This is a genomic window from Cryobacterium sp. MLB-32 (genome assembly GCF_000738085.1).
Lineage (GTDB): Bacteria > Actinomycetota > Actinomycetes > Actinomycetales > Microbacteriaceae > Cryobacterium.
On sequence record NZ_JPRS01000006.1, the window covers coordinates 1 to 15,026 of the forward strand.

The following is a 15,026-nucleotide window of genomic DNA, read 5'->3' on the forward strand; positions in this document are numbered from 1 at the left end:
GGAGAAAGGCGAAAAGGAGCGGGCGCAGCGCATCATCGACGACCCCCGGTCCACCGACCAGATCGCCGCCGAGTCCCTGATCGAGGTGATCAAGGTCGCCGCAGCCGCCGACCCCGGAACACTGTTCGGGCGTATCCGCCCGTCGGTCAAACTGGTCGTCGTTGGGGCACCCGTACCGGATCCGACGGCCGCGCCCACGACCGGAGGGCCCACTGAGGCAGGGCGCACACCGGCCGCGCCCACGACGACGCAGCCGACAACGGGCCTCGTGCTCCTTCGCAACGGGTTCATCGAAGGCACACCGGACGCCGCTACGACCGCCACCATCGACCGGACCGTGTGCAACACCGGCTTCACACCCGTGTTGTTCGGTCGAGACGGAACGGTGCTTGACGTTGGACGCGAACAACGACTGTTCACCACCGCTCAACGCGCGGCGTTGGCCCTTCGGGACGGTGGGTGCATGTGGAAGGACTGCTTGAGGCCGCCGAGCTTTTCGGAGGCGCATCACCTTCGGCTGTGGCAGGCGGAGGGCGGGCTCACGAACCTCGAGGAAGGAATTTTGCTCTGCAGCCCGCACCACCTCAGGCTGCACAACGACGGGTGGAAAATCATCCGCATCCGGCAAGAATTCTGGCTGATCCCGCCGCCCGCCGCCGACCCGACCCGCACGCCGATCCTGTTGAAGAGCAAGTCAGCCCTGAAGTTGGGGTCGCCACTCCGGCTGCAGGCGTGAAGGTCACGCCTCGGCAGTGAGATGGGGCGTCCGGAGGGCGGCTCGCGGGATCTCGTGTCTCGACAAGCTCGACAACCGGGGCCGTAGACGGCGCTGCTCGACCAGCGGGTGCTTGACCCGTGGGTGCTTGACCGACGGTGCGTGACGGGCAGATCGTGGACTGGCGGGTATGCGCTCGGGGGAGCGGGTCAGTCGAAGAGGCCGCGGATGTCGTCGGCGGTGAGGGACTCGCTGAACGCGGCGTCGTCGTTCATTACCGAGTCGAAGAGCTCTGCCTTCTTCTGCTTCAGAGCCATCACCTTCTCCTCGATCGTGCCCGCGGCCACCATGCGGTACACCATCACCGTGCGCGTCTGGCCGATGCGGTGCGTGCGGTCGATGGCCTGTGCCTCGGTGGCGGGGTTCCACCACGGGTCCAGCAGAAAGACGTAGTCGGCCTCGGTGAGGTTGAGGCCGAATCCGCCCGCCTTGAGGCTGATCAGGAACACCGGCGCGAGGCCGGTCTTGAACCGGTCGATCACCTCCGACCGGCGCAGGGTCGAGCCATCGAGATAGCAATAGGGCGTGCCCGCAGCATCGAGCCGGGCCGCAGCGAGCTGAAGAAACGACGTGAACTGGCTGAAGATGAGCGCCCGGTGCCCCTCCGCCACCACGTCGTCGAGCTGCTCGAACAGCGCGTCCAGTTTGCTCGACGGCACGTGTCGGTAGGCCTCGTCCACGAGTGAGGCATCGAGGCTGAGCAGGCGCAGCAACGTGAGCGACCGGAAGATGATGAACCGGTTCTTGTCCATATCCTCGATCAGCCCGAGCAGCTTCTGCCGCTCCCGCTGCAGAAAGGTGTCGTAGATCGCACGGTGTTCGAGGCCCAGCTCGATCGAGAGCACCTGCTCCTGCTTGGCCGGCAGTTCCGGCGCCACGATCTCCTTGGTGCGCCGCAGCAATACCGGGCGGATGCGTCGCCGCAGCTTCGCAAACAGGGCCGGGTTCTCGGCGCGCTCGATCGGGCGTACGTAGTTCTCGGTGAACAACCGCGCAGACGGGAACAGCCCGGGCGCCACGATGCTCAACAGCGACCACAGGTCGAGCAGGGTGTTCTCCATCGGGGTGCCTGTGATGGCGAGCTTGAAGGGGGTGCGCAGCTCCTTCGCGCACAGGTGTGCCTGCGACGCCCGGTTCTTCACGAACTGCGCCTCGTCGAGAATCAGTCCGGCCCAGCCGTGGGCCTGGTACGCGTCGAAATCGAGGCGGAACAGTGCATACGACGTGACGATCACGTCGGCGCCCGCCGCGGCATCCGCGATGGACACCCTGCCGCCACCCTGGGTCTCGGTGCGGGCGCGCACCCGGAGGCCCGGCGTGAAACGCGCGGCTTCGGCCACCCAGTTCGAGACCACGGATGTCGGCGCCACGACCAGGAACGGCCTCCGGTCGTCGGTGCTCGGTTCGGTGCCCGCCGCGATGGTTCCTTCGGGATGAGTCCCGGTGCCCGACGTGATGCTCAAGTCAGTGGTCGACCCATTGCTCGCCTGTGTGCTCGGTTCGGTGCGGGCCCCGGTGCTCGTGGCGTGAGCGATCAGGGCGAGTGCCTGCAGTGTCTTGCCCAGCCCCATGTCATCGGCGAGGATGCCGCCGAGCCGGTGTTTCCAGAGAAAAGCCAGCCAGTCGAATCCGTGGGCCTGGTACGGGCGCAGAGTGGCGGTCACGCCGGCCGGCAGCGGCGTCGAGTCGATGCCGGAAGCGTCGAGCAGCCCTGCCACGGCTGCGCGCCACGTGACGGCCTGTTCGGTCTCGTCGGCCAGGTCCTCGAAGTCGGCCCAGAGGCTGGCCTGGTGGCGGCTGATGCGCAGGCCGGTCTCCCATTCCGACAGTTCCCGAGCCTCGTCAATGAGCTCGCGCAGCCGCTCGAACACCGGTTGGCGCAGCGAGAGGTAGCTGTTGTCGATGAGCAGCAGTCGAGTCTGGCCCTTCGACAGCGCCGTGAAGAGTGGCGCGAACGGCACGCTGCGGCCGTCGATCGACACGAGCACGCCGAGGTCGAACCAGTCGCGCTGCTCGGTTTCGACGGTCGTCAGGGTGAGCTCGGGAGTGGCGGTGAGCTCGCGGTACGCAGGCTCGGTGCCGACCACGTCGACGCGCACGCCGTTGAGAGCGCGCAACCGGGGCAGCACGGTTTCGGTAAACACGGCGGCGTCGACGCCCTGCAGCATCGGTATCGCGTCACCATCAGCGCCATCTAGAGCGCTGTCCGCCGCGTCGCGCAGCACTCCGGCCACCCGCACGCGCAGCTGGGCTTCGGCCTCGGTGTCTCGGGGCTCTGCATCGTCGGCGTCGGGCGTGAGCGGCAGCCGGGTTCTGAGGGTTCCCTCGATGTATTCCATCTGCGCGTCAAGGCGCAGCGTGTGCTTCGCGCCGAAACGGGCGGTCAGCACGAGTACGGGTGGGGCGGGCTCGGCGAACAGCACCGACGCATCCGTGCTGACGATCCGCATGCGGCGGCGGAGGGCCGGGTAGAACTCGGTGAGGAACTCGTTCACGTCGGCCTCGGGCACGATGGCCGTGGCGGGTCGCCCGAGCAACGAGCGCTGCTCGGGCGTGAGTGGATGGCTCGTGGCGGCGAGTGTGAAGGCGGCGTGCGGCGCAAAATCGTACGTGTAGACGCCGTGGCTGCCGATGGCGCCGGCGGCTTCCACCGAGCCGGCGATCGCGTCGATAGTGAGGGTACTGGCGAGGCGTAGGTCTGCCGCGTCGCGGGTGACGTTGAGGCTCACCGTGGCCTCGGCACCGAGGGTCACGGTGACGTTCTTGCCCGTTCCCACGAGGGCGATTCCCAGCCGGTCCGCGTCGCCGAGAAAGTGCCAGAGTAGCGGGCTGCTGAACTCGTCGAGGTAGATCCAGTCTGCCTCCTGGCTCGAATAGACCATGCGCACGGCCCTGTAGAGGGCGATCAGCTCCGAGAACCAGCGGTGCTGAACCGGGTCGAGGTTGAGCTCCCGCACCTGGAACGTGAGGTTGTTCCAGGCGAGGTTGGCGCGCACCCAGTTGCCGTTGTCGTTCTGAACGACCGGGCGCACTCCGAGCCGAAACTCCCCGTGGCCGGGCTTGACGGTCTTCACGGCCTGAGCGGTCGGGCCTCGCCACCGTTCGTGCGTGCGCGGAATCTGCTCCCGAAGTTCGAACTGCAGACCCATGCGCGTGGGTGGCGTTCCCGGCGCGCGCTCGGCGGCGGCGGCGCTGCCGATCCGAGCGGACTGACGCGAAACGGATACGCCGTTCGGCTCCACCGGTGCCGCAAGCAGGGCCTTCCATGCGGGCGTCCCCCCGGAGTTTCTCGCCGTCATGGTTCAATTTTGTCATGCCGGCTGCCGCGCGGTCGGTTGGGTGGTGAACGGCTCTGGCTCGCGGCCCGGTCTGGTGATAGTGTCGCGTCGCCTTCGCGAGGCGTAGGCGACGGGCGCGAGAGGACGAAGTGCCATGGTGAACCTGGGTCACGGGGAGGACGGCACCCCGGAGAAAGTCTGGGCGGCATCGGACTGGCGCGCCGGGCTGCCCGCCCTGCCACTCGACGACCTGCGGCGACTCGTGGTGGTGGCCGCCCACCCTGACGACGAGACGCTCGGAGCCGGAGGCTGATCGCCCGGGCGGCCGGCCTGGGTCGGCCGATTTCGGTGCTCGTGCTGAGCAACGGCGACCGGGCGGCCGCCGATGCGGATGCCCCGGAGCGGCTCGCCGCCATCCGGCGCCTCGACGTGATGACGGCAGTCGCCGTGCTGGCCCCCGATGCGGCCGTGCGTCTGCTGGAGCTACCCGACGGCGCGCTGACCGCGCATGTGCGGGATGCCGCCGCTGCCATCTCGGCGGAGCTGGAACCTGCCGAACCCGGCACCTGGATCGTGGCCCCCTGGCGGGCTGACGGTGACCCGGACCACATCGCGGCGGGCGATGCCGCCGCCGACGCGGCCGCGGCCGGCACGGCGAGGCTCTTCGAGTATCCGATCTCGGCCTGGCACTGGTCGTCGCCCACTGACGACGTGTGGCCGGAGGAGGCGCTGTGCGCGCTCGACCTCAGCCCCGAGGAACGGGAGGTGAAGCTGCGGGCCCTTGGCCGGCGTCAGAGCCACGGCCATGAACCTGCGGAGACTGCGGGAGGCGAACCGATCGCCAACGATCATGTCACGGCGCACTTCACACGCGGGTACGAGACGTTCATCGAGGCCGGGACCGTTCCCGGCGCGGTCGCGAGCCACCCGGAACCGACGCCAGTGCGAACGACCGAGAGCCTCCCCGCGCCCTTCTTCGACGAGCTCTACGCGGACCGGAGCGACCCCTGGGATGTGGAGACCCGCTGGTACGAGAGGCGCAAACGGGCGCTCACTCTCGCTGCCCTGCCCCGGGAGCGCTTTGGTGCTGTGCTCGAACTGGGCTGCTCGACCGGGGTGCTCACGGGAGAGCTGGCCCGTCGTTGCGATTCCCTGCTGGCCGTCGACTCCGCTGACAAGCGCTCGAGACGGCTCGGAAGCGTCTTGCCGAGCATCGAAACATCACATTTGAACAGCACGTCCTGCCGACCCAGTGGCCTGCCGGCTCCTTTGAGCTGATCGTTCTCTCGGAGGTGGCCTACTACTGTTCGGCGACCGACCTGCGACAGTTGCTTGACAAATGCCGTGCGAGCCTTACCGCAGACGGAGTTCTGCTGGCCTGTCACTGGCGCCACCCCGTGCCGGACTACCCCCTGAACGCCGACAGCGTGCACACCCAGCTCGTGCACCTGGCCGGACTGTAGCGCACCGTGCAGCACCGGGAGAAGGACTTTCTGCTGGACGTTTTCGAACCGCGCCCGGCGTTGTCGGTCGCCGAGCGCGAGGGGCTCGTGACCTGAGCGCTGCTACACAGCGACCTGGTTGTTGATCACGTTCTCCGCGGTGATGTGCATGGCCTCGCTGTGCGACCGAGCGTAGGCACGCAGCCGGTTGAAGGCCTCGTTCATATCGAGGCCGGTCTGCTGGGCGATCACGCCCTTGGCCTGCTCAATCAGGATTCGGCTGTTCAGGGCACGCTGCAGTTGTTCGTTCACGACGGTTTTCTCGCGCACGGTGCGTTCCTGCAAGATGCTGATGGTCGCGACATCGGCCAGGGCCTGCCCGATCGCGGCGTCTTCCTCCGTCAGCCGGCCGCGCTGCGCACGAAAGAGGTTGAGGGCGCCGATCGTCTGGGGACGCACCCGCATCGGGATCGCGTGCACGGAACGAAAACCCTGAGACAGGGCGGCGCGCGTGAAAGCGGGATACTGGGCACCCTCGACCTCAATGTCACTCATCGTGATCACGTGACCGGTGCGGAAGGCATCCACGCAGGGCCCCACCCCGGCCTGGCTCTGCAGTATTTCCACGAGCTGGCTTTCCTCACTGGTGGAGGCCAGAACCTGCAGATGTCCGTCCGGGTCGGCCAGGAGGAGCCCGGCCGCGGTGGCATCGAGCAACTGCACGGCCTGCTCGACGAGAGTATGCAGCACATCGAGCACGTCGTACTCGCCGACGAGCGCGTCGGCCAGTTTCACAAATGCTCCGCTCACAAGCGAGGCACGCGTCAGGGAGCTCATACGGTTCAGTGTAGAACGCAAATCGGCATTGTAAAGAGCATTGTCAGTCACTGAAAACAAGTGTTCGGCGCACCACCTGACGGGCCACGTCTCGCACGGACTCGTCGTGCGAGAAGGCGTGTGCCCGCAGGCGCATCAGAGCCTCCGTGGCCGTCAGACCCAGCTGAACGAGCACCATGCCCGTCGCCTGGTGAATTTCGCGGCGAGACAGGGGAGAGTCCTGTTCGTCACCATGCGTCTGATCGTTCATGGCGAGGATGCGGTTGAGCAGGCTCCAGGCGAGCCGGTCGGCCAGGGCCAGGGCGATGATCCGCTCCTCGGGGCCGAGTGTGTCGGGGGAGTGGCTGTAGAGCTCGACGACCCCCACGTCGAGGGCACCGACCACCAGCGGAAACACGAACAAGGCCTGCACATCGGTCTTGAGAAGCGCATTCCCGAACATCGGCCAGTCCGGGTGAGGCCGGTCCTGCACGTGAGGCAGCAGCACCGGGAGCCGAGACTGCACGGCCTCCCACCGCGGTCCCTCGCCCAGGTCGAACTGCAGTTCGTCGAGCCGGGTGGCGAGGGCATCCGTGGAACAAACGGCCGTCTCCGGCAGGGACGCTCCAAAAACCGCCACGGCGACTCCCGCCACGGGCAGGGCCGCCAGGAACTGCGCGCAGGCCGCAGTCTCGGAATCCCCCTCGTTCGAAAATCCCCAGTGCGACATGACCGACCGGCCCTTCTGACCCTTTCTGAGCTTGTACTCCTACAGGATACGACCGTCTGTCGGACCGCGCGGAAGTTTTTGCGCGCGGCCGGGCGATCTGCTCCTAATCGACGACGACCGCGGGTTCGCCCGACGGATGCGCCCCTGCAGCGTCGATCACCCACGCGTAGTTGAACGCTCGTTCGCGCCACGCGCTGTACCGACCGGAGACACCGCCGTGGCCGGCCGACATCTCGGTGCGGAGCAGGGCATCCGCTCCGACCTCGCGCAGGCGCGCGACCCACTTGGCCGGCTCCACATAGAGCACCCGGGTGTCGTTGAGGCTCGTCACCGCCAGGATCCGGGGATAGTGAGTGTCGCGCACGTTTTCCACGGGGGAGTACGACTTCATATAGGCATACACCTCCGGGTCGTGCAGGGGGTCGCCCCACTCGTCCCACTCGATCACCGTGAGGGGAAGGGAGGGGTCGAGAATAGACGTGAGCGCGTCGACGAACGGCACCACGGCGAGGATGCCGGAGAACAGCTCTGGCGCCATATTCGCGACGGCGCCCACGAGCAGCCCACCGGCGCTGCCGCCCTCCGCGACCAGGCGATCCGGTGCCGTATAGCCCTCGTCGATCAGGTGTTCGGCGCAGGCCACGAAATCCGTGAACGTGTTGCGTTTCTGATGCGTCTTGCCCTGCTCGTACCAGAGCCGGCCGAGCTCGCCGCCGCCGCGCACGTGCGCGATGGCAAAGATCATGCCCCGGTCGAGCAGGCTCAGCCGGGGGATTCCGAACCCGGGATCGACGCTGTGTTCGTAGGAGCCGTAACCGTAGAGCACGGTGGGTGCCGGCGTGCCGGGAACCACGAGGTCGCGTCGGAAGACCAGGGAGATGGGGATGCGCGTGCCGTCGGCCGCGCGGGCCCATTCCCGCCGCTGCTCATACCGCGTCGGGTCGTACCCGCCGAGCACCGGTTGCTGCTTGAGCAGGCGCAGTTCACCGGTGGCGACAACGTAGTCGTAGACGGTTCCCGGCGTGATGAAGCTCGTGTACCCGAGGCGTACCGTGGGCTGGTCCCATTCCGGGTTGCCCGAGGTGCCGACCGCGAAGAGTTCCTCATCGAAGGTGATCTCGGTGAGTCCGTGGTCGGGGGTGCCCTGGTCCTCGCGGCGAGCCACCGCTACCCGGGTCAGGCCGTCCTTGCGGTATTCCACCACCACGAAGTCCCGGAAGGCATCGACGCTCTCGAGCCGGATCTCGGGGTTGTGGGGAAGCAGCAGTCGTTTCTCACCCTGCGGGTCGGCCGCGGCGACGCTCACCAGCTCGAAGTTCACGGCATGCTCGTTGTGCACGATGAGCAGGCGATCTTCGGTGCCGATCACCGCGTGCTCGACGTCATATTCCACGCCGTCCCGGCGTGGCCACACCACCGCGAACTCGCCCGTCGGGTCGCTGCTCTCGAGCATCCAGGTCTCGGTCGTCACGCTTGAGCCGGCCTCGATCATCAGGTATCGACCGCTGCGGGTGAGGCCCACGCCCACCCAGAAACGTTCGTCGGGTTCGGTGAAAACGCTGATGTCGGCGGATGCCGCGGTGCCGATCTCGTGGCGCCACACGGTGTCGGGGCGCCAGGCGTCGTCGACGGTCGTGTAGAAGAGGTATCGACCGCTCGGTTCGAAGACCGCGCCCGCGCTCGTGTTCGGAATCTCGTCCGTCAGGTTCTCGCCCGTGGCAATCGTTCGCACCCGGATCGTATAGCGCTCGTCGCCCTCCACGTCGGCTGCGTAGAGGAGCCGGGTGCCGTCGGTGCTCAGATCGAAGCTGCCGAGCGAGTAGAAGTCCTGGCCCGTGGCCTCCACGTTGTCATCGAGCAGGATCTGTTCGCCCGGAAGACCGGCACCCGCTGCGTCGACCACCGGGGGCACCCAGTCGTCGAGATCGGTGATGGGCGCCCGGCAGTGGATGCCGTATTCCTGGCCCTCGACGGTGCGTGTGTAGTACCACCAGTCGCCGCGGCGTACGGGAACGCTGAGGTCGGTCTCCTGCGTGCGGCCCTTGATCTCGTCGAAGATCTGTTCCTGCAACAGCTCAAGGTGTGCCGTACGTCGATCCGTGTACGCGTTCTCCGCGTCGAGGTGGGCGATGACCTCGGGGTTCTCCTTGTCACGCAGCCACTCGTAGTTGTCCACGTGGACGTCGGCGTGGTGGATACGCTGCTGCGGCTTCTTCGCCGCGATCGGAGGAGTGCTCATAATCAAGGGTACGTCGCGGGCCGGGAATTCCTGCCATGAGCGGGGCCGTCTCGACCCCGGAGGCGAGGGAGAATCAGGACGCGCCGACATCCGTCTTGTCGTCGACGAGATGCCGGCACCTCTGTATGGTGCGACGCGACTACAGCGTCGTCGTGGCGGTCTTTCGTCGCGCGGACGCTTTGGGGGGCACCGGAATGATCATCCGCGAGCCGGGGCAATCCTCGGCGGATCCATCCTTGGCATGATAGGTGGCAAATCGGGTGTCCGACGTGATCCAGACCAATTGATTGCACTCCGGGCATTCAATCTGTAGCATCTTCACGAGAATCCTTCCTGCCGCCGACTCTGTGTGATCGGATCGACCCTTTCAGACTACGGCGGCAGAGCTGGGTTCCGTTCATCCCAGTCAGGGGGCTGGAATTCGTCGTGTCCGGGTGGTAATTTAGAGTTTCTTGGTGGGATTCGTGCTTGTGTGCGCTGAGCAGCTGAGCAGCTGAGCAGCTGAGCGATGGTTGTCCGCGTGGTCGTCACCGTCCGGCGGCGTAACCCTGGGCTCCCCGGGGATTGGCGGCCGCCTGCAGCAGGCCCGTGGTCGGATCGCTGGTCACGCAGGACAGGCGGCCGAGCGACCAGCCGCCGGAGCGGGTGATGACGTGGCCGCGCTGTTCCAGCTCGGCGATCACGTCGTCGCCGAGCCGGTCTTCGACAACGGCGCCGCCCGGCGTCCATGTGCGGGGCCAGAACGAGCCGGGGAACGACGTGGTGTGGAAGGCCGGGGCGTCGATGGCCTCCTGCGGTGAGTAGCCGCCCACGATGGTGCGCAGCAGATAGAGGAGCTGCCACTGGTCCTGCTGGTCTCCTCCCGGCGAGCCGAGCGCGGTCACCGCCGCGCCGTCTTTCAGCACGAGCGTGGGGGTCAGGGTCGTGCGGGGGCGTTTGCCCGGCGTGAGAGTCGAGGGAGACCCCTCCTCGAGCCAGGTCATCTGCAGCCTCGAGCCGAGGCAGAATCCAAGTTCGGGGATGGTGGGCGAGGACTGCAGCCAGCCGCCGGACGGCGTGGCCGAGACCATATTGCCCCAGCGGTCGACGACGTCGATGTGGCAGGTGTCGCCGCGCATCTCACCACTCGGCATCACGACCGGTTCGGCAGCGGATGCCGGCGCGGGCCCATGTGAAGCCACAGCCCCTGGCGCCGCCACGGTGGGCTCGCCTACCCCCGCGAAAGGCACGTCCACTCCGAGTGCGGCGAGAGCCGGGGGACGGTAGTCGGTGCGCATCGGGGGAGTGAAGGGGATGACTCCCGGGACTGTTCCCGGGCGGAACTCGTGCGAGGCCGTCTGGGTGATGAGCTGTCGGCGGGCGTCAGCGTAGGCGAGCGACAGCAGGTGGTCGAGTGGCACGTCGGCATCGCCGTAATACGTGTCACGATCAGCGAGGGCCAGTTTCTCGGCTTCGAGGATGGTGTGGGCCCCGAGCGCGGTCGAGGGGTCGAGGTGCTCGTCGTCGAAGCCCTCGAGGATGGTCAGCATCTGCAGCAGTACCGGCCCCTGCCCCCAGGCGCCGGTCTTGGCGATGGTGTGTCCGCGGAAGACCGCCGTCGTCGCCGGTTCGAAGGAAGCCCTCAGGTCGGCCAGGTCGGCCAGCGTCATGACGCCGCGGTGGTCGGTGCCCGACGAGTGTCGATGCGGGGTGCGCCCGAAATCAATCAGGGCGCGGGCGACGAAGCCTTCGCGCCACTCCGTGCGGGCGGCCTCGATGCGTGCCTCACGCGGCTCACCCGCATCCGCTGCCGCCGCAACGAGCCGCTCGAGAACCCGGGCCCAGGGTTCGTTGGTCACGATGTCGCCGGCGCTCGGAATGCGGCCGCCGGGCATCCACTGCGCGGCGGAGGTGGGCCAATGCTCGGTGAAGAGGTCGGAGACCGCGGCGATGGTGTCGCAGACCCGTCCGAGGATGGGGTGGCCGTTGCGTGCGTAGCCGAGGGCGAAGGCGAGCACGTCGTCGAGCTGCCAGCTGCCGTGGTCGCGGAGCAGGAGCAGCCACGCGTCGACGGCGGCCGGTACCGCGGCGGCCAGAGCTCCCGAGCCGGGAACCAGGTCGAGGCCCTCTCCACGGTAGTGTTCGCGGGTCGCCCCGGCCGGGGCCGGGCCCTGGCCCATCAGCACGATCGGCACGCCCGGCCGCTCCGCCGTGGTGAAGACTCCGGTCATGTCGCCGCCGGGGCCGTTGAGGTGGGGTTCCACGATGTGCAGCACGAAGGCGCCCGCAACAGCGGCGTCGAAGGCGTTGCCGCCCCGTTCCAGCACGGCCTGCGCTGTCGCCGTGGCGATCCAGTGCGTGGACGCCGTCATGCCGAAGGTGCCTGCAGGGTGGGGCGGGTGGTCAGGGAGTGCGGAGGTGAGAAGGACATGGGTTCACTTTCGGCTTCGGGTCGTCGGCATGGGAGACGGGCGGGCGTGTCCCACGATCTGTCGGTCACAGTTGGGCGCCGATTGAATACAATCACACAAACATTTAGTCATTTGTATACCTTTATCCCGCACGACCGGTTCCCTGACGAGGGCAGAAGCCTGCCACGAACGACGGCACGGTCGTGGTGTTTTCCCACGCGCAGCCACGTTCACGGTGCGTTACTCCACCATCGTCGTGCAGCCGGAGGCGAACCTCGACGACGGTAATTTCTGGCCGCTTTCTTATGTCGTCACCACGCTGACCGCCACCGATCGGAAACGACTCGTCGCCCTGCTGGCGAAGGCTGTCAGCTGACGTCGGACTCCCTGAAGTTTCAGACGTGTCGGGTTCTACCAGTGGAAGTCGGTGAAATCCGAGGAGGAAGCGGATTTTTGGAGAGCTCGACGACGCCCGGTAAGCCAATTGCTCAGTTCATCGGGGGAGACCGGGTGAGACATCAGATACCCCTGCGCCTCATCGCAGCCGTATCGGGTCAGAGCCTCAACTATCGCGCTGTCTTCAACCCCTTCAGCCACGATTCTGAGGCCGCTGCTGTGAGCGAGATCGATCGTGGAGCTGACGAGCGCGGCTGCCATCGGGTTGTCTCTCATCGGCGTGATGAAGGATCGGTCCAACTTGAGTTCGTCGATTGGGAGGTCGCGCAGGTTTTTCAGCGAACTCTGGCCGGTGCCGAAATTATCGAGCGAGACCCGAAGGCCTATCGAGCGCAGTCGACCCAGAATAGCGACGGCCAAGCCAGGGTCTTCCAGCAGGAACTCCTCGGTGATTTCGAGCATCAGGGCGGAAGGACGCAACCGACGCGCAGACAGCATGGCTTCGATGCGATCGGGCAGCTGGACGTCGGTCAGGGAGCGTGCCGACAGATTGACGGCGATGGAGAACGTGTGACCCTGAGCACCCCATTCCACTGCCTGGTCCAGCGCGAGCGTGAGAACGACGTCGGTCAGGACGGGCATGAGCCCGGCGTCTTCCGTGACGGTGAGGAAAGAAGACGGGGAAAGCTGCCCGCTCGTCGGATGGTTCCACCGCACCAAGGCCTCAACTCCGGTCACGTCGCCGGTGGCCAGGTCGACCTTGGGCTGGTATTGCAGGATGAATTGGTCGGTGCGTAAGGCCAGCCGAAGCTCCTGCAGGGTGTGAAGCTTCCATTCACTGTGAGCGTTGTCGGCATCGACATAGACGTGCAGCCCCGAGTGCGTCGCCTTGGCCCTGTACATGGCCATGTCAGCCTTGCGCAGCAGGGTCGTCAGATCGCTGCCCTGCCCGGGCGCAACGGCAATGCCGATGCTGGCGGTGATCCCCAGTGTGAACCCGTCACTCGCGAACGGCTCGGTCAGCGCTAGTCGGAGCCGCTGGGCTGTTGCCGTCGCCTGCTCGGCATCCGCGTCATCGAGCAGTAGCGCGAAGTCGTCCCCGCCCAGGCGGGCGAGGGTATCGGCCGTGTCTATCTCGTGGAGCAGCCGGGTGGCGACCTGGGCGAGAAGGAGATCGCCTACGTCGTGGCCGAAGGTGTCATTGACTTCCTTGAACCTATCCAGGTCAAGCATGAGCACTGCGGCCGGCGCGTCGGGCCGTGCCGCCAGCCGTGTACCCGCGGTGCAGGTGAAGGATCGCCGATTGGCCAGTCCGGTCAGGTCATCGGTGAGGACGAGGCGTCGCAGCGTGCCCACGGCACCGGCCTGCCGGAAGGCAAGCTGGGTGCGCACGCCCGCTAGGGCAAGGGTGGCCGCGGCGAGCAGCAGGGCCACCGGTGAGACGCTCACCCGTGTGGCTAACAGCAGGATGACGAGGACGGCGACCGTCGTGACCGCGGGCACGAGCAGTGCCCGTGTTCGCCGAGGCGATCGTGTCCCACGTAGGCCCACCCGGGTTCGGGCGTTCACCCAGACAGCGACCATGGTGAGGCCCAGGGCCCAGCCGGCATCGAGAAGGGTGCCACTGTGATACTTTCCGGCGAGCAGGAGCGTGGCGTACGCGATATCGGTCGCAGCGAAGACCAGAAGGCCGGTGGCCAGGAGCAACCAGCATCGTCCCAACCGAAATTCCGGCGACGCGGCGATGCCGACGAGCACGGCCACGAGCAGGAGGTCGAACAGGGGAAAGGCGAGGGCGATTGCGGTGGGTGTGATCGCGGCACCGGGACTCGCGGAATCCACGCGGGGGGCCAGAAAAGCGGCGAGCACGGCAGCGGCGCCCAGGGCGCAGACCGCGGAATCGAGCACGACAGACCAGGGCAGTCGTCTCCGCTGGTGACGGACGAGCAGGCCGAGGGACACGAGGATGACCGGGTAGAACATCAGCGCCCCGAAGTTGGCCTGGGAAGGGAAAAGGGGCTCGTCGCGCACGATGGGCGCGATGGCGGAGTACGTTGCGCCGAGCGCATAACACGTGACGGCGGCGGCGGCCAGCGACAATTGCCCCGTCAGGCCGCGGTTTCTGGTCGCGGCGAGCCAACAGACCAGGGCCGGGATCCAGAGGGAAAGCAACGACAGCCAGACGTGTGTTCGGATGTCCGTCCGACTCGTGTCCAGGTCGTCGCCGGGCAGATGCAGGCTTGCCGTGTAGGCGATGAGACCGAGCCACATGGCCCAGGTCAGCCACCGTGGTGCTGCCTGTTGACTCCCGCGTTGACTCCCACGTTGGCGGGCTGTGGCGACACCTGATGTCGATCCCATTGCGCCCCCGCTTCCCTGCTTTTACGCTAGCGGAAAGCGCGTTTGTATACCCCCGTTTAAGTGTCCCCAGTCCGAGTGCCACCGGAACGGGGACCCGACGATGCGTCTACCAGCGGCGAGCTGATGACGCGCTGATGATGCCCAGCAGGGCGTCGCGCAGCACGGCTGCGTCGTTCAGGGCGGGAAAAACGTCCGCCTCGAGGGTGCCCGCCTGGTGCCAGACCGCGGTACCGGCCTCCGTTCGGGTGACCGAGTGGCGACGCTGGTCACGCTCATCGCGCACGCGGGCAACGTACCCCTCGCGCTCCAGTCGTTCGAGAGTGCGTGACATTGTCTGCGTCTGCACACGTGCCGCACGGGCCAGTTCCGTCTGGTTGAGCGGACCCGGTCCGAGCAGGTGCAGCACGATGAGGCCGGCGTGCGTGAGCCCGAGACGACCGAGCGCCTCGATCCAGGCGTGTTCCACCAGCCGGGCCGCCGTGGACAACAGGCGACCGGTGGGCCAGTCACTCATCGAATCCGGAGTCTCCGGCGGCCCCGGAATAGGCGTAGTCATGCGTTCAACATAGTGCTAAATTATTTATTTGTCAGCTAGCTGA

Annotated in this window: 12 protein-coding genes and 1 pseudogene; 5 read left to right on the top strand and 8 right to left on the bottom strand. The window is 66.9% G+C overall.

Features of this window, described 5'->3' with window-relative positions:
• The coding region (locus tag JF66_RS23440) for an HNH endonuclease signature motif containing protein (protein ID WP_197059283.1) at positions 1–736 on the top strand (736 nt) is incomplete at its 5' end.
• A gap of 188 nt (positions 737–924) precedes the next feature.
• On the opposite strand, the gene JF66_RS22790 is transcribed toward JF66_RS23440, so the two are convergent.
• Positions 925–4,074 (bottom strand): DEAD/DEAH box helicase, encoded by a 3,150-nt coding sequence (locus JF66_RS22790; protein ID WP_051972974.1) that lies wholly within the window; start codon positions 4,072–4,074, stop codon positions 925–927.
• A 133-nt stretch (positions 4,075–4,207) separates the two neighbouring features.
• Between JF66_RS22790 and JF66_RS22795 the strand changes: the two genes are divergently transcribed.
• Genes JF66_RS22795 through JF66_RS23450 form a run of 3 tightly spaced genes read left to right on the top strand, consistent with a single transcriptional unit; the run spans position 4,208 to position 5,516 of the window.
• Positions 4,208–4,366: a hypothetical protein gene (locus JF66_RS22795; protein ID WP_156109604.1), complete on the top strand. Its 159-nt coding sequence runs from the start codon at positions 4,208–4,210 to the stop codon at positions 4,364–4,366.
• A 35-nt stretch (positions 4,367–4,401) separates the two neighbouring features.
• Positions 4,402–5,331: a PIG-L family deacetylase gene (locus JF66_RS23445; protein WP_197059284.1), complete on the top strand. Its 930-nt coding sequence runs from the start codon at positions 4,402–4,404 to the stop codon at positions 5,329–5,331.
• 14 nt (positions 5,332–5,345) lie between these two features.
• Positions 5,346–5,516: a hypothetical protein gene (locus JF66_RS23450; RefSeq protein ID WP_197059285.1), complete on the top strand. Its 171-nt coding sequence runs from the start codon at positions 5,346–5,348 to the stop codon at positions 5,514–5,516.
• Between the two features lie 102 nt (positions 5,517–5,618).
• Here JF66_RS23450 and JF66_RS01395 read toward each other — a convergent pair whose 3' ends face one another.
• The 5 genes and pseudogenes from JF66_RS01395 to JF66_RS01415 all read right to left on the bottom strand — a co-directional run bounded on the left by JF66_RS01395 (position 5,619) and on the right by JF66_RS01415 (position 11,690).
• Complete coding sequence (locus tag JF66_RS01395) at positions 5,619–6,332, bottom strand: GAF and ANTAR domain-containing protein (protein WP_035874096.1); 714 nt, start codon at positions 6,330–6,332, stop codon at positions 5,619–5,621.
• 43 nt (positions 6,333–6,375) lie between these two features.
• Positions 6,376–7,041 (bottom strand): GAF and ANTAR domain-containing protein, encoded by a 666-nt coding sequence (locus JF66_RS01400; protein ID WP_035874101.1) that lies wholly within the window; start codon positions 7,039–7,041, stop codon positions 6,376–6,378.
• Positions 7,042–7,144: 103 nt separating this feature from the next.
• Entirely contained in the window at positions 7,145–9,280 is a 2,136-nt protein-coding gene (locus JF66_RS01405; RefSeq protein ID WP_035874103.1) for a S9 family peptidase, read from the bottom strand.
• Positions 9,281–9,419: 139 nt separating this feature from the next.
• Positions 9,420–9,602 carry a hypothetical protein gene (locus JF66_RS22800; protein WP_156109605.1) on the bottom strand — a complete coding sequence of 61 codons (183 nt, stop codon included), beginning with the start codon at positions 9,600–9,602 and terminating at the stop codon, positions 9,420–9,422.
• A gap of 205 nt (positions 9,603–9,807) precedes the next feature.
• Positions 9,808–11,690, bottom strand: a pseudogene (locus JF66_RS01415) (gamma-glutamyltransferase family protein).
• Positions 11,691–11,905: 215 nt separating this feature from the next.
• Here JF66_RS01415 and JF66_RS22805 point away from each other — a divergent pair.
• On the top strand, positions 11,906–12,046 hold the full coding sequence (locus JF66_RS22805) for a hypothetical protein (RefSeq protein WP_156109606.1): 141 nt from the start codon (positions 11,906–11,908) through the stop codon (positions 12,044–12,046).
• Positions 12,047–12,081: 35 nt separating this feature from the next.
• Here the strand turns inward: JF66_RS22805 and JF66_RS01425 are convergent, their stop codons facing one another.
• A complete protein-coding gene (locus JF66_RS01425) occupies positions 12,082–14,337 on the bottom strand; it encodes a bifunctional diguanylate cyclase/phosphodiesterase (RefSeq protein WP_051972975.1) in 2,256 nt (751 codons plus the stop codon).
• Between the two features lie 196 nt (positions 14,338–14,533).
• A complete protein-coding gene (locus tag JF66_RS01430; protein ID WP_051972976.1) occupies positions 14,534–14,983 on the bottom strand; it encodes a MarR family winged helix-turn-helix transcriptional regulator in 450 nt (149 codons plus the stop codon).
• Between the last annotated feature and the right edge of the window lie 43 nt (positions 14,984–15,026).

Coding starts and splice junctions, on each gene's coding strand:
- JF66_RS22790 (WP_051972974.1), bottom strand. CDS start 4,074: ATGACGGCGAGAAACTCCGGGGGGACGCCCGCATGGAAGGCCCTGCTT.
- JF66_RS22795 (WP_156109604.1), top strand. CDS start 4,208: ATGGTGAACCTGGGTCACGGGGAGGACGGCACCCCGGAGAAAGTCTGG.
- JF66_RS01395 (WP_035874096.1), bottom strand. CDS start 6,332: ATGAGCTCCCTGACGCGTGCCTCGCTTGTGAGCGGAGCATTTGTGAAA.
- JF66_RS01400 (WP_035874101.1), bottom strand. CDS start 7,041: ATGTCGCACTGGGGATTTTCGAACGAGGGGGATTCCGAGACTGCGGCC.
- JF66_RS01405 (WP_035874103.1), bottom strand. CDS start 9,280: ATGAGCACTCCTCCGATCGCGGCGAAGAAGCCGCAGCAGCGTATCCAC.
- JF66_RS01425 (WP_051972975.1), bottom strand. CDS start 14,337: ATGTGGCTCGGTCTCATCGCCTACACGGCAAGCCTGCATCTGCCCGGC.
- JF66_RS01430 (WP_051972976.1), bottom strand. CDS start 14,983: ATGACTACGCCTATTCCGGGGCCGCCGGAGACTCCGGATTCGATGAGT.